The organism is Vibrio sp. Vb339, from assembly GCF_902751245.1.
In the GTDB taxonomy this organism is placed as follows: Bacteria; Pseudomonadota; Gammaproteobacteria; order Enterobacterales; family Vibrionaceae; genus Vibrio; species Vibrio coralliirubri.
Window position 1 is genome coordinate 180,155 of sequence record NZ_CADDIS010000004.1, and the last position, 20,097, is coordinate 200,251.

The 20,097-nt window shown below is 45.2% G+C and carries 17 protein-coding genes; 6 read left to right on the forward strand and 11 right to left on the reverse strand.

Going from position 1 to position 20,097, the window contains the following annotated elements; genetic code table 11:
- Nucleotides 1-67: 67 nt before the first annotated feature.
- Nucleotides 68-1,000 (reverse strand): 50S ribosomal protein L3 N(5)-glutamine methyltransferase, encoded by a 933-nt coding sequence (gene prmB, locus HRQ85_RS18750; protein WP_017060640.1) that lies wholly within the window; start codon nucleotides 998-1,000, stop codon nucleotides 68-70.
- 62 nt (nucleotides 1,001-1,062) lie between these two features.
- Here prmB and smrB point away from each other — a divergent pair, with 62 nt between their 5' ends.
- Nucleotides 1,063-1,593 carry an endonuclease SmrB gene (gene smrB / locus HRQ85_RS18755; RefSeq protein ID WP_017064096.1) on the forward strand — a complete coding sequence of 177 codons (531 nt, stop codon included), beginning with the start codon at nucleotides 1,063-1,065 and terminating at the stop codon, nucleotides 1,591-1,593.
- A gap of 111 nt (nucleotides 1,594-1,704) precedes the next feature.
- Here smrB and sixA read toward each other — a convergent pair whose 3' ends face one another.
- Nucleotides 1,705-2,169, reverse strand: a complete 465-nt coding sequence (gene sixA / locus HRQ85_RS18760; RefSeq protein ID WP_017064097.1) for a phosphohistidine phosphatase SixA — start codon at nucleotides 2,167-2,169, stop codon at nucleotides 1,705-1,707.
- A gap of 305 nt (nucleotides 2,170-2,474) precedes the next feature.
- Between sixA and HRQ85_RS18765 the strand changes: the two genes are divergently transcribed.
- Complete coding sequence (locus HRQ85_RS18765; protein ID WP_172380348.1) at nucleotides 2,475-5,252, forward strand: insulinase family protein; 2,778 nt, start codon at nucleotides 2,475-2,477, stop codon at nucleotides 5,250-5,252.
- Nucleotides 5,253-5,638: 386 nt separating this feature from the next.
- On the opposite strand, the gene fadJ is transcribed toward HRQ85_RS18765, so the two are convergent.
- Complete coding sequence (gene fadJ, locus HRQ85_RS18770; protein WP_172380349.1) at nucleotides 5,639-7,855, reverse strand: fatty acid oxidation complex subunit alpha FadJ; 2,217 nt, start codon at nucleotides 7,853-7,855, stop codon at nucleotides 5,639-5,641.
- Nucleotides 7,855-9,162 carry an acetyl-CoA C-acyltransferase FadI gene (fadI, locus tag HRQ85_RS18775; protein WP_172380350.1) on the reverse strand — a complete coding sequence of 436 codons (1,308 nt, stop codon included), beginning with the start codon at nucleotides 9,160-9,162 and terminating at the stop codon, nucleotides 7,855-7,857. The genes fadJ and fadI overlap by 1 nt, the downstream gene beginning before the upstream one ends.
- 553 nt (nucleotides 9,163-9,715) lie before the next feature.
- Here fadI and HRQ85_RS18780 point away from each other — a divergent pair.
- The 4 genes from HRQ85_RS18780 (at nucleotide 9,716) to HRQ85_RS18795 (ending at nucleotide 14,171) form a co-directional block, all read left to right on the forward strand.
- Nucleotides 9,716-10,264: a sigma-70 family RNA polymerase sigma factor gene (locus tag HRQ85_RS18780; RefSeq protein ID WP_017060646.1), complete on the forward strand. Its 549-nt coding sequence runs from the start codon at nucleotides 9,716-9,718 to the stop codon at nucleotides 10,262-10,264.
- The gene (locus tag HRQ85_RS18785; protein WP_060983667.1) at nucleotides 10,257-10,985 is read left to right on the forward strand and encodes a DUF3379 domain-containing protein; all 729 of its coding nucleotides are present in this window, start codon (nucleotides 10,257-10,259) and stop codon (nucleotides 10,983-10,985) included. The genes HRQ85_RS18780 and HRQ85_RS18785 overlap by 8 nt, the downstream gene beginning before the upstream one ends.
- Nucleotides 10,986-11,282: 297 nt before the next feature.
- Nucleotides 11,283-12,557, forward strand: coding sequence for an outer membrane protein transport protein (locus HRQ85_RS18790; RefSeq protein WP_059021183.1), 1,275 nt, complete (start codon nucleotides 11,283-11,285; stop codon nucleotides 12,555-12,557).
- Between the two features lie 285 nt (nucleotides 12,558-12,842).
- Nucleotides 12,843-14,171, forward strand: a complete 1,329-nt coding sequence (locus HRQ85_RS18795; protein WP_172380351.1) for an outer membrane protein transport protein — start codon at nucleotides 12,843-12,845, stop codon at nucleotides 14,169-14,171.
- Between the two features lie 95 nt (nucleotides 14,172-14,266).
- On the opposite strand, the gene HRQ85_RS18800 is transcribed toward HRQ85_RS18795, so the two are convergent.
- The 7 genes from HRQ85_RS18800 to ccmD all read right to left on the reverse strand — a co-directional run bounded on the left by HRQ85_RS18800 (nucleotide 14,267) and on the right by ccmD (nucleotide 20,094).
- Nucleotides 14,267-15,052 carry an MlaA family lipoprotein gene (locus HRQ85_RS18800; protein WP_172380352.1) on the reverse strand — a complete coding sequence of 262 codons (786 nt, stop codon included), beginning with the start codon at nucleotides 15,050-15,052 and terminating at the stop codon, nucleotides 14,267-14,269.
- A 124-nt stretch (nucleotides 15,053-15,176) separates the two neighbouring features.
- Entirely contained in the window at nucleotides 15,177-16,397 is a 1,221-nt protein-coding gene (ccmI, locus tag HRQ85_RS18805) for a c-type cytochrome biogenesis protein CcmI (protein WP_050621064.1), read from the reverse strand.
- The gene (locus HRQ85_RS18810; RefSeq protein ID WP_172380353.1) at nucleotides 16,397-16,888 is read right to left on the reverse strand and encodes a cytochrome c-type biogenesis protein; all 492 of its coding nucleotides are present in this window, start codon (nucleotides 16,886-16,888) and stop codon (nucleotides 16,397-16,399) included. The genes ccmI and HRQ85_RS18810 overlap by 1 nt, the downstream gene beginning before the upstream one ends.
- Nucleotides 16,885-17,436 carry a DsbE family thiol:disulfide interchange protein gene (locus HRQ85_RS18815; protein WP_017060653.1) on the reverse strand — a complete coding sequence of 184 codons (552 nt, stop codon included), beginning with the start codon at nucleotides 17,434-17,436 and terminating at the stop codon, nucleotides 16,885-16,887. Before HRQ85_RS18815 ends, HRQ85_RS18810 begins: the two co-directional genes overlap by 4 nt.
- A 5-nt stretch (nucleotides 17,437-17,441) precedes the next feature.
- On the reverse strand, nucleotides 17,442-19,412 hold the full coding sequence (locus tag HRQ85_RS18820; protein WP_017060654.1) for a heme lyase CcmF/NrfE family subunit: 1,971 nt from the start codon (nucleotides 19,410-19,412) through the stop codon (nucleotides 17,442-17,444).
- On the reverse strand, nucleotides 19,409-19,891 hold the full coding sequence (gene ccmE, locus HRQ85_RS18825) for a cytochrome c maturation protein CcmE (protein ID WP_017064106.1): 483 nt from the start codon (nucleotides 19,889-19,891) through the stop codon (nucleotides 19,409-19,411). The genes HRQ85_RS18820 and ccmE overlap by 4 nt, the downstream gene beginning before the upstream one ends.
- Nucleotides 19,888-20,094, reverse strand: a complete 207-nt coding sequence (gene ccmD / locus HRQ85_RS18830; protein WP_009848525.1) for a heme exporter protein CcmD — start codon at nucleotides 20,092-20,094, stop codon at nucleotides 19,888-19,890. Before ccmD ends, ccmE begins: the two co-directional genes overlap by 4 nt.
- Nucleotides 20,095-20,097 lie beyond the last annotated feature (3 nt).

Sequence of the window (20,097 nt, forward strand, 5' to 3'; positions counted from 1 at the left end):
GTCTTACTCAGTTTCAGGTTCTAAGCTTACAGTCCGATAACCGGATCATTCGCTTAATAGCTACAAACTAGTCTTTGTAGATAGAGAACTCATCAGCACAAGCAACAAGCTGCTCACGAGTGATCATGAATACACCATGACCACCGTTAGAGAATTCAATCCAAGTGAATGGAATCTCTGGGTACTGATCCATCATATGAACCATTGAGTTACCTACTTCACAGATAAGAATACCGTCGTCAGTTAGGTAGTCTGGTGCATTAGCTAAGATGCGACGAACCAATTTCAGACCGTCTGTACCCGCTGCTAGGCCAAGTTCTGGCTCGTGAGTGAACTCATCTGGTAGGCTGTTCATATCTTCTTCGTCCACGTAAGGTGGGTTCGATACGATCAGGTTGTATTTCTCTTTTGGCAAATCACGGAAAAGATCTGAACGGATTGGGAACACTTGTTGCTCCATGCCGTGATCTTGAACGTTCTGCTCTGCAACTTGCAATGCGTCTGTAGAGATATCAATCGCATCTACTTCAGCGTCTGGGAATGCGTGAGCACAAGCAATAGCGATACAACCACTACCCGTACACATATCCATGATGCGAGTTGGCTCTTCAGTTAACCAAGGTTGGAATTGAGCTTCGATCAACTCACCAATTGGCGAACGAGGCACAAGAACGCGTTCATCAACGAAGAACTCAAGACCACAGAACCAAGCTTTGTTGGTTAGGTAAGCCGTTGGTGTACGATCATTAATACGCTTGATTACGCGCTCAACAATACGCAGACGTTCGCTGCTCGTTAGACGAGAGTTCATCACATGCGAAGGAACATCAATCGGCAGATAAAGAGTAGGTAAGATAAGTTGTACTGCCTCATCCCACGCGTTATCAGTGCCGTGACCATAAAATAGGCCCGCTGCGTTAAAGCGGCTAACAGTCCAACGAATCACATCTTGAAGCGTGTGTAGTTCTGATACCGCTTCTTCTACAAAAATCTTATCCAAAATTGTCTCCGAAAAGCGCTACAATACTGCTAATTACGTTTCTAATTAGAATTCATAACCTGATGAGCAAAAAAGACACCGACTTCGATGACGATTTCGCCCTGTTCAACGATGCAGTAAAGGGCGTTAAAAAGTTGCAACAGGATACCATAGTCCAGCAGCCAAAAAGAAATGCCAAGCAAAAAGAAATTACTCGAACGGCAAGACAAGCCAGTGATAGCGAGTTTTATTTCTCGGATGAGTTCATTCCGCATCTTAGCGAAGACGGCCCAACACGTTATGCGCGTGATGATGTCTCTAAATATGAGGTCAAGCGCCTACGTCGTGGTGTCTACGTGCCTGACGTGTATCTCGATATGCATGGTATGACTCAACAAGAAGCTAAACGTGAGCTTGGCGCGATGATTGCGCACTGCGTGAAAGAGAGCGTGGCGTGTGCCTGTGTTCAACACGGTATCGGTAAACACATCCTTAAACAGAAGGTGCCTTTGTGGTTAGCACAGCACCCAGATGTGATGGCTTTCCACCAAGCGCCGTTAGAGTTTGGCGGCAATGGCGCGCTGTTAGTCTTGCTTTCGGTTCCTGAGAAATAATTCTGGTTTACTAATTCTCTCTCACCAAAAAACAACAAAGGGCATCCCAATCATATTGAGATGCCCTTTCTAATTGTCTGCAACTTTGTCATCAAACAGAGCTCAACGCGCTTATGGATTGATGTTCCAAAGCAACTCACCTTTTTGTGTCTCAAGGTTGAAGTCGATACACGCTAAGCCCGAAGTGGGAAACATAGGCGGCGCCATGCCTGTTGCAAACTCTGCCGTTAGGTAGCCCACTAGAGGTAAATGAGAAACAAATAAAATGGTCTCTAGTTTTTCTACTTCAGCCATTGCTAAGGTCAAATCAAACACATCGTCGGACATTCCATAAGGCGTAATATCATCACAGGTTTCTACTTTCTTTCCAGAAAACGCCTGAGAGATCTCTAACCACGTTTCTTGTGCCCTTAAATATGGGCTCACCAGCACTTTATCGAATTGACTAATCCCCTGCTCATTTGCAGCTTGTGCCACTGCAAGAGAAGCCATTTTCCCGCGCTTGGTCAACGCTCGTTCTGCATCCGAGTTCGCAAAATGTTCTGCTTCACCGTGGCGCATAATGAATATTTTCATGTTCAATCCTGTCTTCGTAACATGTCGAAAGTCGATATATCCCATATATCAGCGAAACGCTACTTAGGTTTGGCTCTCAATCCAGAGAAACCGCAGTCAATATAAATAATTATATCAAGTCACTTGCCAAAGAGTTCGACTTTCTTAACAATCTTGTTAAAAGAAAATAAATTACTGATAAAAATCGATAAAAGTGATTTAGAAATCGCCAAAAAGCACTTCATATCCCAAAATATGATCACAAGGTTTGCACGCCGAATCATCGGGTACATAATTTAAAAACCACCTTCTCTGGAGATGCTCCTGTGCACTTAAGCCCAAATGATGAACATCAATACCGCTACATAACCTTAAATAACGGGTTACGTGTACTGTTAGTTCAGGATCAAAATGCTCAAAAAGCAGCAGCCGCATTAGCCGTCAATGTGGGGCATTTTGATGACCCTACAGACCGAGAGGGTTTAGCTCACTACTTAGAGCATATGCTATTTTTAGGAACTGAAAAGTATCCAAAGGTCGGAGAGTTCCAAAGTTTTATCAGCCAGCATGGCGGAAGCAACAATGCTTGGACAGGAACAGAGCACACCTGCTTCTTTTTTGATGTTGAATTGAATGCCTTTGAAAACGCACTCGATCGCTTCAGCCAATTTTTCACTGCTCCCCTGTTCAACGAAGAAGCGTTAGACAAAGAACGCCAAGCCGTTGACTCCGAATACAAGATGAAACTCAACGACGACTCACGACGCTTGTATCAAGTTACCAAAGAACTGGTGAATCACAATCACCCATTCTCGAAGTTTTCTGTCGGTAATATCGATACGTTGGGTGACAGAAACGGCGAGACAATTCGACAAGAGATCTTGGCTTTCCACCAGCAACAATACTCTGCTGACTTGATGACACTGACACTGTCTGGCAATCAGTCGTTAGATGAGATGCAAAGCTGGGTTGAGGATCGCTTTAGCTCAATCACCAATCACAACCTACAAGGCAAGAAGGTTGAAGTACCGATTGTCGGCGAGTTAAGCACGGGCGTTCAAGTCCGTGTTGAGCCAATTAAAGAAGTACGTAAACTGATCTTAACCTTCCCGATGCCAAGCATGGACGAACACTACGGCGTTAAGCCATTGTCGTTCTTTGCCCACCTTTTAGGTTACGAAGGTGAAGGCAGTTTGATGATGCAACTCAAAGAGAAAGGCTGGATAACATCCCTCTCTGCAGGTGGTGGCGCTAGTGGCAGCAACTACCGTGATTTCACGGTTAGCTGCTCGTTGACCATTGAAGGTTTAACCAAAACCGATAACATCATCCAAGCGATATTTCAGTACATCAAGTTAGTCGAGCAACAAGGCATCCAGGAGTGGCGCTACCTAGAAAAACGTGCCGTTCTTGAGTCTGCTTTCCGCTTTCAAGAGCCAGCAAGACCGCTTGATGTCGTCAGCCACCTCGTTATCAACATGCAGCACTATCAAGAGCAAGACGTGGTGTATGGCGATTACAAAATGTCGCATTTCGATGACGAATTACAGCGTTCTTTGCTGCCTTACTTAACCGTCGACAACATGCGAGCGACCATTGTTGCTCAGGGATTCGAGTATGACAGGGAAGCGAAGTGGTATTTTACGCCCTATTCGATCACACCTTTTAGCGCTGAACAAGTTCAATGCTTTACGTGCATTAACCCCGGTTGGCAGTTTGAACTCCCATGCAAAAACCCGTTTATTTGCTACGATCTAGACCCGACTGAACTCGAAGGTGACGCTAAGTTCCCACAACTGCTAGAAGAGCTCGATGGCTTTAAGCTATGGCATCTGCAAGACCATCAATTCCGAGTGCCAAAAGGTGTGGTGTATGTTGCTATCGATAGCCCGCACTCGGTCGCTAGCCCAAGAAATATCGTTAAAACACGCTTGTGCGTAGAAATGTTCTTAGACTCGCTGGAAAAAGATACGTATCAGGCTGAAATCGCCGGAATGGGCTACAACATGTACACCCATCAAGGCGGTGTAACACTCACTCTGTCTGGGTTTAGCGAGAAGCAACCACAGCTGCTCAATATGATTCTTGAACGTTTCCAAGCACGCGACTTTAGTCCAACACGCTTCGAAACCATCAAGCATCAACTGCTCAGAAACTGGAATAACGCGTCGCAAGATCGCCCTATTTCGCAGCTGTTTAATGCGATGACAGGGATACTTCAACCAAATAATCCGCCCTATTCTGTGTTAATTGAAGCGCTGGAAACGATAGAGGTCGATGAGCTCTCCTCTTTTGTTCAAGCAATATTGGCGGAACTTCATGTTGAGATGTTCGTGTATGGCGACTGGAAAAAAGCCGATGCACATAAGATGGCTGAAACGCTAAAAGATGCACTGCGTGTTCAAGATCAGGCTTACGAAGAGTCACTGCGTCCGCTCATTATGCTGGGTGAAAACGGCAGCTTCCAACGTGAAGTGGTGTGTAACCAAGATGATTCGGCCATCGTGGTTTACTACCAATGCCCAGATATTTCGCCTAAAAATATTGCGCTGTATTCACTGGCAAACCATTTGATGTCGGCCACTTTCTTCCATGAGATACGAACCAAGCAGCAGCTAGGTTACATGGTCGGTACCGGCAATATGCCGCTCAACCGACACCCTGGAATTGTGTTGTATGTGCAATCACCGAATGCAGCCCCTGCTGACTTGTTAGCCTCGATAGATGAGTTCCTCAATGCCTTTTACATGGTGCTGTTAGAGCTTAACGACTATCAATGGCACAGCAGTAAGCGCGGCCTATGGAATCAGATTTCGACACCAGATACGACTTTGCGAGGGCGTGCTCAGCGCTTATGGGTTGCGATAGGCAATAAGGATGTTGAGTTCAACCAAAGAGAGCGCGTATTAGAAGACCTTAAAGGGTTAACTCGCTCTGACATGATGCGTTTTGTGGTCAGTCAGCTAAAACCACGCACTGCAAATCGTCTGATTATGCATGCTCACGGTAATGCTCATAATGAGGAAGAGAAGCTATCGGCAGGTGTTGAAATTGGCTCTATTGATGAGTTTCAATTACGCCCGAAAGATACTGAGCTTGGCTGATAAAGCTAGAATGAAAATCATAAGGTTGATGTGAAAGCATCAACCTTTTTTATTGGATGCAGCCCAAAAGCAGATCTCCTATTACGCTCCTTCGTCGCTTTAGGAGATGACGGTAGTTTTGATTGACGTGTGTTTGCCCCCCCCCTTCTAGTCAACACAATAGATTAATTTTTATACCTCAATCGTCTTTCTCGAGAAGGAGGAACGACTGAATCAGGAATCTACCACACCAGGCCAACACTACCCGACAGAACACATCAGTCCCCCGTCATTCCCGAGAGGGAGGAACGACTGAGTCGGGAATTTCCTTCCATTTACATGTTTCCATAAAAATAAAGCCCGTATCAATTGCTTGATACGGGCTTCTTAATCAATGAATTAGAGAGTTACTTGTAGAAAGACTCACCCAAACCAGCGCGTGTCAGTAGACCATCACATGGCGCAAAACGATCACCGTACTTCTTAGCGAAGTCGTTCATCATCTCAACCAGTGACTTAATGCCGATTTGATCCATATAACGGAACGGACCACCTAGGAATGGCGGGAAACCGATACCGAAAATCGCACCGATATCACCATCACGAGGGCTGCGGATAATGCCGTCGTCTAGACAACGAACCGCTTCGTTTAGCATAGGTAACACACAGCGCATCGCGATATCGTTATCGCTCAACTTAGGATCTGGTTGCAGCTTAAGCAGCTTGTAAACTGACTTATCCACTTCCTTCTTCTTCCCTTTGTAAGTGTAGAAACCTTTACCACTCTTACGGCCTTTACGATTGTCATTCAAAAGAATATCGAACACATCAGGGCCTTGGAAACGATCGCCAAGCTCATTCACTAAAATCGGAATGATCTTCGCACCGATATCAACACCCACCTCATCTAATAAGGTGATAGGGCCAACCGGGAAACCGAAGTCCAGTAACGTGCTGTCGAGCTTTTCAATCGGCTCGTTCGCTAGCAGTAAATGCGCTGCTTCATTCATGTACGGAGCAAGAATACGGTTCACATAAAAACCAGCTGTGTCTTTGACAACAATCGGGGTTTTGCCTTGCTTCTTAGCTAACGCAACAACCGTCGAGATCGTCTCTTCTGACGTTGTTTCATGAGGAATAACTTCAACCAACGGCATTTTTTCTGCAGGGCTGAAGTAGTGAAGACCGACCACGTTTTCTGGTCTCTGCGCCTTCTCTGCAATCTTATGGATCGGCAGTGAAGAAGTATTCGTCGCGAAGATAGTCTCAGGCTTGGCATTGGCTTCAATGTCCGCAACCATTGACTGCTTAAGGTCGAGGTCTTCAAATACCGCTTCAATCACCACATCGGTGTGATTAAAGCTCGTAAAGTCGATACCACCAGAAAGCTGAAGCATCTTACTTTCAAGGCCCGCTCGGCTCAGAATGCGACGCTTACGCTGCTTATCGAACAACTTGAAGTTGTAGTTAAGCGCGTTCAGCACACCTTCATTGGATACGTCTTTGATACGAACTGGCACTTTCGCCTTAGCAACGCTGACATGGCTGATGCCTGCACCCATAAGACCGCCGCCCAGTACACCAACACGCTTAACCGCTTTTGGCTCTGCGTCTGCGCCGTGTTCTTTTTTCATTTCCGTAGTTGCAAAGAAAATCGAACGAAGGGCTTTAGACTCTGAAGTCATAACCAGTTCTGAGAAACGCTTCGCTTCATACTGAAGACCTTTATCAAAGCCGTTCTCAAGGCCGTAACGAATGACGTCTAGAATCGCATCTGCTGCTGGGTAATTGCCGCGTGTTTTCTGATTGGTCTTCTTAGAAGCTTGTTCAAAAATCACTTTACGACCAAGGCCGTTACGTGAAATCAGTTTTTCTTTGGTCGACGCTTGGCTTTTCGATGCTAGACGCTTACCTTTTTTACTGCCCATATTCTTTTCAACAAAGCTCTTAGCGACTTCAAGCAGGATAGTTTCAGGCACACAAGCATCCACGACACCGAGCGATTTCGCTTTCTTAGCGCGCAGTTGCTTGCCCGTTAGGATTAGGTCGAGAGATGGCAGCAAACCGATAAGGCGAGGTAGACGCTGTGTACCGCCAGAACCCGGCAATAAGCCTAGTTGTACTTCTGGCAGACCAAGACGAGTCTTATCTGAATCGGTACATACACGGTAATCACACGCCAGTGCGAGCTCTAAACCACCACCTAAACATGGGCCGTGAATCGCTGCGACTACTGGGTACGGCAGTTCAGACAGAGTTTGGAACATCTCCTGCCCTTGGCGAGCCAGAGACTGTGCTTCGTCAGCCGTTTTACACGCATCAAGCATTCTTACATCAGCACCAGCGATAAAGTTATCTGGCTTAAGAGAATGAACGATTAGGCCCTTAACTCGGCTCTGCTTTTCTTTGAGTTGCTCGAAGATGGCTTTCATTTCTTCAGCAAAAGCCGCTTTCAGCGTGTTCATTTTCTCGTTGGGCACATCAATCGCTAACCAAGCAATATCTAGCTCATCGATATTAAGAGAAAATGCTGTCACTTTCTTTTTGGTTGATTCAGTCGCAGAGGTTGAATTTGGTTGAGCGACGGTTTCTTTTTCTGTTGTTGCATCAAGAGTCGTAGACATTATTCTACCTCCAAGATCATTGCTGCACCTAAACCACCAGCTGCACACGCTGTGTTCAGTGCCAAGCCGCCACCGCGACGTTTCAGTTCACGTAATGTTTGAGTCATCATGCGTGCGCCAGTCGCTGCAAACGGGTGTCCGTAAGCAATCGAGCTACCCAACACGTTGAACTTCTCCATATCAATCTCACCGATCGCTTTATCGCGGCCAAGATTCTTCTGTGCAAACTCATCGCTTGCGAACATTTTCACGTTAGCCAAGACTTGGGCTGCGAATGCTTCGTGCATCTCGATCAGTGTTAAGTCTGACAACTCTAAACCGGTGTTCTTCAATACTTGAGAGGTCGCGTAAGTCGGGCCCATCAGCATATCTGTTTCAACACCAATCGCTGAGAACGCATAACCACGAATATAACCAAGCACTTCTAAGCCTAGTTCTTTCGCTTTACCTTCGCGCATCAACATCACTGCTGCACCGCCATCGGTAAGCGGCGTAGCATTGGCTGCCGTTACACTGCCGTACTTTCTATCAAAAGCAGGACGCAGCTTAGCGTAACCTTCAACCGTTGAGTCGTGGCGAATGTTGTTGTCTTCCGCTAGATACTTTTTGTAAGGCGACGGGAATGCAGTCATCACTTCGTCTTTAATCTTGCCTTCTTTCCATGCTTGAGAAGCCAAAGAGTGAGAACGGTGAGCGAGTGCATCTTGAGCTTCGCGAGTAATACCATGTGTCTTCGCCATCTGCTCAGCCGTTTGTCCCATGGATAAACCGGTCGAGTATTCAGCAACTGCAGGTGGTACTGGCATCAAATCTTTTACGGAAAGCGTTTTAAGAATCTTCAGTTTTTGACCCATAGTTTTCGTTTTGCTCAGCGCTAATAGATTTGCCGCTAACTTTTTCGATACACCGATAGGCAATACAGAAGAAGAGTCCGCACCGCCCGCAATACCGACATCAATCGTGCCAGCCATAATGCTTTCGGTCACGTTAACTGCCGCTTGGAAGCTGGTGGCACATGCTCGTGTCACACTGTAGGCATCGGTATTGATGTCCATGCCTGTGCCCAACACGATTTCACGCGCAATGTTCGGCGCTTCTGGCATTTGCACGACTTGGCCGAACACTACTTGTTCGATAAGCGCAGGATCAACATCTGTTCTTGCAAGCATTTCGCTCACAACCATTTTGCCTAGGTCAACCGCAGGCACTTGGCTAAATTCTGTGCTCTGACGAGCAAATGGGGTTCGTAATCCAGCGACAACGGCAACACGTTCTCCAGAACGCGTTTTGACTTCCTGTTTGCCCATGGTTTCTCCTTAAAGTTAAGAGGTCTGACCTGAAGCATTGTAAAGAAGTTGTTAATTAAATCAAACAAGCGTTTAAATAAACGTGATACGAGTATCTCACTGTTTGAAAATATAACTGCACATTCAGGCGAACCTTTTTGGGGGAAAGGTTGTCGTAAGAGACTAAACTATTGTAAGCCAAGACTGTTATCGCAGTGTAGAGAATGGTTTTCTTGAGGCAAAAAAAAACCACACAAAGCTGTGTGGTCGGAATGTATATAAAGCAATTAACTTAGCGCCAATTGAAATAATCAGTTTCCTGATTAGGAGAAAGTAAAGTCAGCCTTCAAAAGGAAGTGTCGTCTTGCTCAACATGCTAGCCACGAATGACTAACTAGACGACAAGGTGTACTATAACGGGTTCGAGGCCTTAAATTTTGAAGTAGATCAATTTTAATGTGATTTTACGATTTCCTGCCGATCGTTAGCTCTAAAAATATAAAAAACGAAGCACAACGTATAGAGGACAGCTATACGCAGAGCAATTATGGAGGCTCGTGTGTCAATAATAAAAATGTTTGGAAAGAAAACAGCCAAGCGTCCGGTCAACTCTGATATGGACAAACAAAGAAAATACGAAGCACTTGTGCGTGCCTATCATCGTGACCTGTTTCGCTACGCCTATTGGTTATGCAAAGACAAAAGCATTGCCGAAGACTTAGTTCAAGAAACTTGCCTTCGTGCATGGAAGTCACTCGATAGCCTTCAAGATGAAAAAGCCGCTAAATCTTGGCTGATTACCATCTTGAGACGCGAGAACGCTCGACGTTTTGAACGCAAACAGTTTGATCTGGTTGATATCGACGATCACGGTAACGATGCTAGTGTCAGTGATGACCCGCACCATCAACATCAGTGGTTGCAAGCCCAGATCATGAAACTTGAAATTGATTACCGTGAACCTCTCTTCTTGCAAGTGATTGGTGGTTTTAGTGGTGATGAGATTGCCGATATTCTCGATCTCAACAAAAACACGGTGATGACACGTTTATTCAGAGCTCGAAATCAGTTGAAAGAGCTGTTGGATACAGAAGAGGCAGAGAGGGGGCAACATAATGGATGATTTGGAATTTCGTCGTCGTGTATTGTCGGAACCTAAACAACGTACACAAGATATTGTTGATGCGACCGCGAATAGCGAAGCCAATAGTAACTTCTTAGACGATGTACTAGCGCTTGATAAGCAGATCCACTCAGCGATGAATGTGGATGTGCCAGACGATCTTGCTGATCGTATTCTGTTCAATCAGACCTCAAGCGAAGAAAGCAAAGTAGTAAGGCCTACGTTTGCGAGACGAGCAATGGCAATGGCTGCCTCGGTGGCGTTTGTTGCTGGTTTATTAGTTGGCCAAGTGAATTGGGGAAATGCATTCGTTTCACCTGCGCAAGCTAGTTTAGTTGATACGGCGATGAAGCATGTTGTTGATGAGAAGAGCTTTGTTAGTAACATCGATGAACAGGTCACATCGCAGCAGATCAATGCAAAAATGAATCCATTTGCTTTTCAGTTTGATGATGCTTTCCCTTACCACGTCTATTACCTAAACCACTGTGGCTTTGGTAAATCCAACGCGGTACATATGGTCTTCCAAGGCGCAAAAGGCAAAGTAACACTGTTTTTAACCGGAATTCCGACAGACAAACCTATCGACTTTGATGAAAAAGGCATGTCTGGCTCGGTAACACCCGTAGATGGCAGTAGCTTAATCCTTGTGGGTGAAAATGGTGAGGATGTTTCCAAAATCGCCGAAAAGCTGACAAAAATGATCAAACCAATGAGCTAATTCGCTCTTAAAGCCCCGTCACAAAAGGCCCAGCAATTATATTACTGATATTGCTGGGCTTTATTTATAAATAAACCAGAAAACCATTCACACCACCAATACCTCTAGAGTTAAAACTCTAAAAATCAGCATTTCGCACCATTTTCGTGCCAGATAGGCGTCATTTCCATAATTTTCCACTCAAAATTTCCAATGGTCGGATTTGTATATCGTATACTTGCGAATAGGATCAGCCACCATTGAGCAATTGCTCAAATTAATCGCCCTGTAGAGGCGGATATATAAAGGAATAAATGAATGACTACCAACAACACGCGTCTGTTTAAAAAGTCTCTTTTAGCAGTAACAATTACACTGGCGTCTTCGCAAGCGATGGCAGCAGGTTTCCAACTTAACGCACAATCAGCTACCGGCATCGGCCGTGCTTTCGCTGGTGATGCAGTAATCGCAGATAACGCGTCAGTAATGGCACGTAACCCTGCAGCAATGGCACTATTTGACAAAACTGAGCTATCTCTTGGTTTTGAAAGCATCACCTCGATGATTGATGTAAAAGATGCTGAGTACAAATCTTTGGGTACTCTAAATCAACCAGTATCAGTTGCTGATACAGATGATGTTGGTGATACATCGATTGCGCCAAACATCCACTTAATTGTACCAGTCAATGAAAAATTTGCTTGGGGTGTGAACGCTTACTCTAATTTTGGTACAAAAACAGAGTTTTCAGATGACTACGTTGGCACTGAATATGGTGGTTTAACAGACGTAATGAGCATCAACTTCGGTTTAGCTGGTTCATACCGCTTAAACGATCAATGGAGCTTCGGTGCTGGTTTAGATCTAATCTACGGTCAAGGCACAATGAAACGTACTGGTAGTCAAACACTTCCAGGTTTAGCTGGTGTAGATCTAGTAAACGTAGATGAAGCCGACGGTTGGGCTGTTGGCTTCAACGTTGGTACCGTTTACGAGTTAGATGAAAACAACCGCTTCGGTCTTTCTTACCGTTACAGCCCAGAGATCACAGCTAAAGACGACAAAGGCCAAGAAATTACACTGCCTCTACCGGATATGGCTGAATTTTCTGGCTACCACAAGATTGAAGACACAAAATTTGCGGTTCACTACTCTGTACAGTGGATCGGCTGGAGTGCATTTGATCAAATCGACTTTGAGAACCTACAAGGTTCACCACTTGGCTCTAGTTACCAAAAACAATACCAATGGCAAGATGGCTGGCACTACGCTATTGGTGGCACCTACTACCTAAACGACACTTGGACGTTACGTACTGGTTACATGTATGACACGAGTGCACAAGACGAGCTAACTTCAATCTCTGTTCCAGATTCAGACCGCCAATGGCTATCTGCTGGTTTCACTTACCACATTGATGACAAGTCTAACGTGGACTTCGGTTTCACATACCTACTTGGAGACGACGTAAAAGTTAATGAGTCAACAGTAGTTGCGGGACCAGGTGGCGCTCCGATCGAAGCTTCATCGATCAGTGCTACGACACATGCCGATGCAATCCTACTGGGTCTGCAGTACAGTCGCAGCTTCTAATATAAGTCCCCAAAGGGTCGCTTTACGCGACCCTTTTTTATTGCCTAAACCACTGACCTACATCAATTTAAGCTTACAGCTGTAGCCTGCAAGGGCAATATATGGCTACAAGTGTACGCTCAAACTTCGCAACACAGCCGAAACATTTAGATTATTTCTCTAATAATTAAACACATTTACTCATTAAATCCCTAAAACACTGTTTTATTCGAATTTCATTTTTAAAGTAATGACTCTAAAAGTAGAATCACGCCACTAAATACTTATGATTCAGCGAACATAATAATGAAAATGAATAAGACTCTTCTATCTGCTGCAGTGGCAGTTGGACTACTTTCGACTTCTACCGTGACTCACGCGGCAGGCTTTCAACTAGCAGAATACTCAGCAACAGGCCTAGGCCGCGCATACGCGGGTGAAGCAGCAATGGCTGACGGTGCAGACGCACAATGGCGTAACCCTGCTATGCTGACTTACCTAGAAGGCACACAAGTTTCTGTTGGTGGTATCTACGTTAACCCTAACATTGATGTTAAAGGTGAAGTAAACCACGCCCACCCTGCGATAGGTACAAGCCAAGCATCTTCAAACGATTTCGCAGATGACGCTATTATCCCGAACCTTTACATTTCTCACCGTTACAACGAGAAGTTTGCTATCGGTTTTGCATTTGGCACAAACTACGGCATGGAAACCAACCTAGGTGATGATTTCAATGCTTCTCACTTCGGCAATGAAGCAAGCGTAATCACTAAAGAAGCTAACCTAAACTTTGCTTATCAAGTAGTTGAGCAAGTAAGTGTTGGTGGTGGTATTCGCTATGTGATGGGTGAAGGTAGCTTTGGCGCGACAGCTCCTGCAAAGAATGCTGTTGGAGTAAATCCAAGTACTGGCGCACCAATCTCTGTCCCTGCAGGAACAACACTGAAATACATGGAAGGTGATGATACAGCATGGGGGTGGCAAGTAGGTACAGCATGGCAGATCAACGAGAACAACCGTATCGGTTTTGCCTATAAATCTGAGGTTGAACTCAAATTAGAAGGTCATGCTGAAGGTATGGGCTTTGGCATGATGACACCCGGTCAACGTGACAACGGGCATATGATGTTAGCACTTCCTGCAACAGCTGAACTTGCAAGCTTCCACCAGTTAACGGAAACATTGGCAGTTCATGCAAGCTTTAACTGGACTGACTGGAGTTCTTTCGAAAAACTACAAGCAGAATTAAACACATACGGCAGCCAAACAGTTAAAGTGGAAAATTGGGAAGATAACTACCGCCTTGCTTTAGGTGCAACTTACCAAGTTGACCCAAAACTGGCTCTACGTACTGGTGTGGCTTACGATACTTCGGCTGTTAGTAACAAAAACCGTACTATTACAATCCCAGAAACTGACCGCACTTGGTTAAGCATTGGTGCGGGTTACCAATGGTCTGAACAACTTTCATTAGACGCGGGCTTTACTTACATCATTGCTAAAGATGCTCCAATCACTGAGTCACGTGGTTATAAATCTGACGATGTTGCAGAAGCTGTTGGTGGCCAATTTGTTGGTACAACAACAGGTAATGTTTGGCTAGTGGGTATCCAAGCTAACTACCGCTTCTAATCTGTTTTACTTAATCTAAAGTAAACAAACATTAAAAAGGCTCGATGTTGCATCAACATCGAGCCTTTCTTTTATCGATTTTCTAAAACATGTTTCTAGTAATCTTCTAGATAACCATCGATGAAGTCTTCTTCTTCAAGGTCGACCTCTTCAGGTTCTATCTCGGCTTTGAAGTCACGACGTTGAATGTAAACATCACGCGTTAATGCATATGGATCAGGAGAGTTATCCAACAGCGCTTCTTGTGATACTAACTGAGCGCGTGTTTCCATGCCTTCAAATGCCCACTTGCCTAAGCTAGCCCAAAAATTCAAGAACGACAGAGGGACATACATACCATCAACGGTTTCAGTCACTTCTCGCGTTGTTAGTGGACCATAACCCGGCACCATGAAGTACGGACCATTCCCTACCCCGTAATGACCAATCGCATCAGAGAACGACTTATCATCGTATTTGGTGATCCCCGCTTCGCTGGCAATATCGATTAAGCCTAACAAACCAATCGTTGAGTTAATCCAAAAACGGTTGAAATGGTCGAGTGCTTTCTCGCCATTACCCATAATGAGGTTGTTCACCATGCTTGATGGTTCGTCTAAGTTGGCTAGGAAATTGGAGATACCAGAACGCACTGGCACAGGGGTGTAGTCAACATAAGCGAGGGAAACAGGACGAACTAAATAAGGATCTAGATATTCGTAGTTGATATCCCACATTGCTCGGTTGAAGCCTTCAAAAGGATCATTCGGGTGGGGCTCTTCGACGTATTCAGAGGTTTCGAGGTTATCATCATCAACACTTTCGTCCGGCGCACTTGAACACCCAACCGTTAAGCTTGCGATAAGAAGTAAACTCGAGAGTCTTAAAACACTGACAGACATATCACCTTTTCCATAAGGAATTCAAATAATAAAAAAGGCCAGCAATCGCTGGCCTCAATTGTTTGGCTAAGTCTATACCGTTTATCTGCAAATCGGAATAGCTAACACCTATGCAAAGTGATGATTAATATTGCTTATTGATATCAATGGTAACTGGAGCACCCAGTTCAACCACTTCACTTTCACCGTACCAATCACCTTCGCGAGTTGAAACGTTGCCATCTGTATCAAGCCTAGCTCTAACCATCAGAGTTTCAAGGCTAGACAGCTCTTGTCCTTCCAGCATGCTGTTGCCGTCATCAAGCACAACAGTACGAGGGAAAGTCCCTAGTGGGTAACGAGCCGCTGCGATAGGCATTGGAGAACCATCTGCTCTATGTACTGACACAATTAACACTGAGTTAGGGTCAGCATTCACGTCTGCAGATAGATCGAGCGTTACAGCAACAGTCTTACCTTGGTCGACACCCATAGTGTCGCCCATTTTCTTCTGAGCACTTTCAATACTGCGCGACAGCATTTCATAGCGACTGTCTTGTGGACCAATCATCTGCTGCATGATACTCCAGTACTTCACAGCACCCGGGTAGTCTTGACGCTCAAACGCGTCGAACGCTAGCAGTGAGAATACACGAAGGTCGACGTAATCGTTTTGAATCAAACGGCTCAAAATCAAACGAGCTTGGTTTTGATCAGCTTCATCAGGTGAAAGCATCAGAGCTTGTGCGAAACCTAACTGAACATCTTCATTCTTAGGTTCAAGTTTGTAAGCTCGTTCCATAGAATCTTTTGCTGTTTCAGCATCACGGTTAGCCAGTGCAATACGACCGAGTAGCAACCAACCTGTTGAATCTTTTGGTTGGTAATGCAGACGAGTACGAAGCGCTAGAGTCAAATCTTCCAGCTCATCATCCGTTAGTGCACCACCTTCCGAAGACATTAGCTTTTTAGATAACTCAGGAAGGTTCGAGCTCACTTCTTGCCAGTGTTGAACTTTGTCCAATGCGCCGAACTTAAAGTACATACCATAAGTCACAACGACGACAAGAATGATCGACGGTACCACTACACCAAGCGTAGAGATTTGAGTCTTCTTCATCTCTTCTTGTGCAGGAACATCATCAAGCAGAGACTGTTTCAAATCAGCGATCAGTTCTTGTTGGTTATCGACAAGACCTTCCTCTGCTTCTACTTCTAACTCTACGAGACGATCTTTATAGAATGCTTTGTTCAACTCGTCGCGAAGCATTTCGTCATTGTTTGCCTTCTTGTTAATAAAAGGCAGAACAATCAAGAAAATTGCCGCTAGCGAAAGGATAATGGTAGAAATCCAAAATAGAGTCATTACTTCTTATCTCCGTCGTTCTCTTCATTGAGTAACGCTTTTAAGCGAGCTTCTTTGTCTGCATCCCAGTCTTTATCTGACTCTACTGCTACTTTTGATTTTGACTTTCTGCTTCGTAAAATAATCAAACCAAATCCAAACACAACAACCGCAAACGGACCAATCCAAAGGATCGATGTAGCTAGTGTCAGTGGTGGATTGTAAGTCACAAAGTTGCCGTAGCGAGCAATCATATAATCAATGATATCTTGCTTCGATTTGCCGTCTTTTGTCATCTCGTACACTTTTTGGCGTAGGTCGACCGCTAGCTCAGCGTTCGAATCACCAATAGTGTTGTTCTGACATTTAGGGCAACGTAGCGTATTGCTCAACTCTTTAAACTGCTGTTCTTGATCCACGGTTTCAAATTCATGGAACTCGATGGGCGCAGCAGAAACTGTCGCTGAAATTGCGAACGTAGCGAATAGAGTAATCAGTGCCTTTCTAATCATTTTGATTCCTCCAACAACTCTTGATACATCGGCTCAAGCGTCGATGCCCAGTTGGTTGGGTTCACGTCACCAACATGGCGGTAGCGAACTACGCCGTTAGCATCGATTAGGAAGGTTTCAGGCGCGCCATACACGCCAAGGTCAAGACCTAGCATGCCATTGCCATCAAACAGGCTGATTAAGTAAGGGTTACCCAGCTCTTTTAACCAACCAACGGCTTTGTTGCGATCATCTTTGTAGTTAAGACCAATGATCTTAACGCCTTGATCCGCAAGCTTGTTCAGGTAAGAGTGCTCTGCATAACAAGTAGGACACCAAGTCGCCCACACGTTAAGAAGCAGTGGCTCACCTTTAAAGATCGCTTGATCATGAAATTTACCTGGTTGTTCTAAGTCTTCTAGACCGAACTCAGGAACAGGCTTACCAATCAATACTGATTCAAGCTTAGTCGGGTCATCACCCGACTGGTTGCGCATTAATTGCGTGGCAAAGATTCCAGCTAGAACCATAAACGCAATCAAAGGAATGAATAAAATCTTCTTGTTCATTCTAATTAAGCCTCCTGCTCTTCAGCCGACTTTTTGGTTGGCTTACGGAAACGGTAACGACGGTCACTGATTGCAATAGCACCACCAATCGACATGATCAAAGAACCTGCCCAGATCCAACGTACAAACGGTTTGTAGTAGATACGTACGGCCCAAGACTTGTTGTCGTCCAAACGCTCACCCATTGCGATGTATAGGTCACGTGTTACGCCACGGTCAATCGCCGCTTCTGTCATCATAGACTTAGCAGTAGTGTAGAAACGTTTTTCCGCGTGAAGCGTGTTGATGTATTTGCCTTCTTTAGTAATTTCAAAGTCAGCAATGTAACCATCGTAGTTTGGACCATCTTTGTCACGAACGCCCGTGAACAGGAAGCTGTACTCTTCAAGCTGGTAGCTTTCGCCAGGTGCCAGACGTACATCGCGTTCGATGCTGTAGTTTTGCACCATCGCGATACCAATCACTGTCACGGCTAAACCAATGTGACCACACATCATTGCCCAGTGGCTACGAGGTAACTTAGTTAGACCTTTCAGGAATGTATGACGGTGAGTCGCACGTTCATGCAACTCAAAGCCGTGCATGAAGATAATCCAGAACGCCATTACCCAACCAGCAAACGCAGTACCACTGAAGCGGTCGGCCAATAGAGCAACCATTAGCGCACTCAAGCCAAGTGAGAATGCACCTGAAATCAGCATTGGTTTAACAAGCTTAGACAGGTTGTCACGTTTCCAGCGGATCAGAGGACCGATACCAAGCAGGAACGAGAACGGGATCATTAACCAGAAGAACAACATGTCAAAGAATGGTGCACCAATAGATACCGAGCCCAAGCCTAACTGTTTGTGAACTAATGGCAGTAGCGTACCGACTAATACAACGACAAGCGCTGCAATCAATAAGATGTTGTTACCAAGCAGTGCGTTTTCACGAGAAACCAAATCGAAGTTACCGCGAACACGAACCGATGCGCCTTTAACAGCGAACAACAGCAGTGAACCACCGATAACAAAGACTAGGAAACCTAGAATAAACATACCACGAGCAGGATCCGACGCGAATGCGTGAACCGATACCAAGATGCCCGAACGAACTAAGAATGTACCTAGTAAGCTTAGCGAGAATGCAGAGATAGCCAGCAACACAGTCCAAGCTTTAAATGTGCCACGCTTTTCGGTTACCGCTAGTGAGTGCATTAGAGCAGTACCAGCCAACCAAGGCATGAATGAAGCGTTTTCTACTGGATCCCAGAACCACCAGCCACCCCAGCCAAGTTCGTAGTAAGCCCACCATGAACCTAGTGCGATACCTACCGTTAGGAACAACCAAGCTGCGATTGTCCAAGGACGCGACCAACGAGCCCATGCCGTATCAAGACGACCACTCATTAGAGAAGCGATTGCGAAAGAGAACGCAACAGAGAAACCTACATAACCCATGTAAAGCATTGGCGGGTGAATAATCAAACCCGGGTCTTGCAGTAGTGGGTTCAAGTCACGGCCATCTACAGGGAAGAAAGGCAATGTACGTAGGAACGGGTTAGACGTTACGATAATGAACAGCAAGAAGCCGACCGTAATCAAACCCATGATAGCCAGTACGCGAGCCACAGACTCTTGAGGCATACCACGGCTAAACGTCGCTACAGCAACCGTCCAACCCGCTTGGATAAGAACCCAAAGCAGTAATGAACCTTCGTGAGCGCCCCAAACCGCCGTAATTCGGTAGTACCAAGGCAGTTGGCTATTCGAGTTACTTGCTACGTATTGAATCGTAAAATCATTTGTGTAGAACGCGTAACACAAGATAAAGAACGAAATCGCTAAGAATCCGAACATACCCCACGACAACGGTCGTGCGCTGTTCATCAGTAATGTGTTATTTCGAGCGGCTCCATACAATGGGAGCACGCTTAGCAGCAATGCAAGTCCCAAGGACAGGATCATCGCAAAATGGCCGATCTCGGCTATCATTGAGCATTTCCTTCTTTTTGTTCAGTCGTGTATTGCAAAGGCTCATGGGTTTTCTTCATTGCTTCCGCAACTTCAGAAGGCATGTACTCTTCATCGTGCTTTGCCAACACCTCAAACGCTTCGATTGTCGTTGCATTTTTAAGAACACCCTGAGCAACAATACCTTGGCCTTCACGGAAAAGATCAGGAAGGATGCCATCGTATAGAATTGTTACTTTAGGGCCTACATCTTGCAAATCAAAACTTACACGTAGTGATTCATTGTCACGGCTTACAGAGCCGACTACGACCATGCCACCAATACGTAGGCGTTGACCAACTTCAGGTTTCTTACCATCTTTGCCGTTGACCAGCTCAGTTGGTGTGTAGAACAGATCCATGTTCTGGTTAAGTGCGTAAACCATCAATCCAACAGTCGCACTGATACCAAAAAAGATCGCTAAGACAATGCCCAGCCTCTTTTTACGTCTTGGGTTCATAGAGTGTTCTCCATATTTTTTGCTGCATCGATACGAGCTTGACGATCAATCTTAGCTTGTACTTCATTTAGTAATTGCTTACCACGACGAACGCTTACGACCAGTAAAATGATCATCGCGAGGAATGTGATTCCAAATGCACTCCAGACATACGAGGCATAACCTCCCATGGCAAAGAAATCACTCAAAGATTCAAAATACATAAT

What these genes read in the sequence shown, in the direction of transcription:
- smrB (WP_017064096.1), top strand. Translation starts at nt 1,063, where the DNA reads ATGAGCAAAAAAGACACCGACTTCGATGACGATTTCGCCCTGTTCAAC.
- sixA (WP_017064097.1), bottom strand. Translation starts at nt 2,169, where the DNA reads ATGAAAATATTCATTATGCGCCACGGTGAAGCAGAACATTTTGCGAAC.
- fadJ (WP_172380349.1), bottom strand. Translation starts at nt 7,855, where the DNA reads ATGTCTACGACTCTTGATGCAACAACAGAAAAAGAAACCGTCGCTCAA.
- fadI (WP_172380350.1), bottom strand. Translation starts at nt 9,162, where the DNA reads ATGGGCAAACAGGAAGTCAAAACGCGTTCTGGAGAACGTGTTGCCGTT.
- HRQ85_RS18780 (WP_017060646.1), top strand. Translation starts at nt 9,716, where the DNA reads ATGTTTGGAAAGAAAACAGCCAAGCGTCCGGTCAACTCTGATATGGAC.
- HRQ85_RS18785 (WP_060983667.1), top strand. Translation starts at nt 10,257, where the DNA reads ATGGATGATTTGGAATTTCGTCGTCGTGTATTGTCGGAACCTAAACAA.
- HRQ85_RS18790 (WP_059021183.1), top strand. Translation starts at nt 11,283, where the DNA reads ATGACTACCAACAACACGCGTCTGTTTAAAAAGTCTCTTTTAGCAGTA.
- HRQ85_RS18795 (WP_172380351.1), top strand. Translation starts at nt 12,843, where the DNA reads ATGAAAATGAATAAGACTCTTCTATCTGCTGCAGTGGCAGTTGGACTA.
- HRQ85_RS18800 (WP_172380352.1), bottom strand. Translation starts at nt 15,052, where the DNA reads ATGTCTGTCAGTGTTTTAAGACTCTCGAGTTTACTTCTTATCGCAAGC.
- ccmI (WP_050621064.1), bottom strand. Translation starts at nt 16,397, where the DNA reads ATGACTCTATTTTGGATTTCTACCATTATCCTTTCGCTAGCGGCAATT.
- HRQ85_RS18810 (WP_172380353.1), bottom strand. Translation starts at nt 16,888, where the DNA reads ATGATTAGAAAGGCACTGATTACTCTATTCGCTACGTTCGCAATTTCA.
- HRQ85_RS18815 (WP_017060653.1), bottom strand. Translation starts at nt 17,436, where the DNA reads ATGAACAAGAAGATTTTATTCATTCCTTTGATTGCGTTTATGGTTCTA.
- HRQ85_RS18820 (WP_017060654.1), bottom strand. Translation starts at nt 19,412, where the DNA reads ATGATAGCCGAGATCGGCCATTTTGCGATGATCCTGTCCTTGGGACTT.
- ccmE (WP_017064106.1), bottom strand. Translation starts at nt 19,891, where the DNA reads ATGAACCCAAGACGTAAAAAGAGGCTGGGCATTGTCTTAGCGATCTTT.
- ccmD (WP_009848525.1), bottom strand. Translation starts at nt 20,094, where the DNA reads ATGTATTTTGAATCTTTGAGTGATTTCTTTGCCATGGGAGGTTATGCC.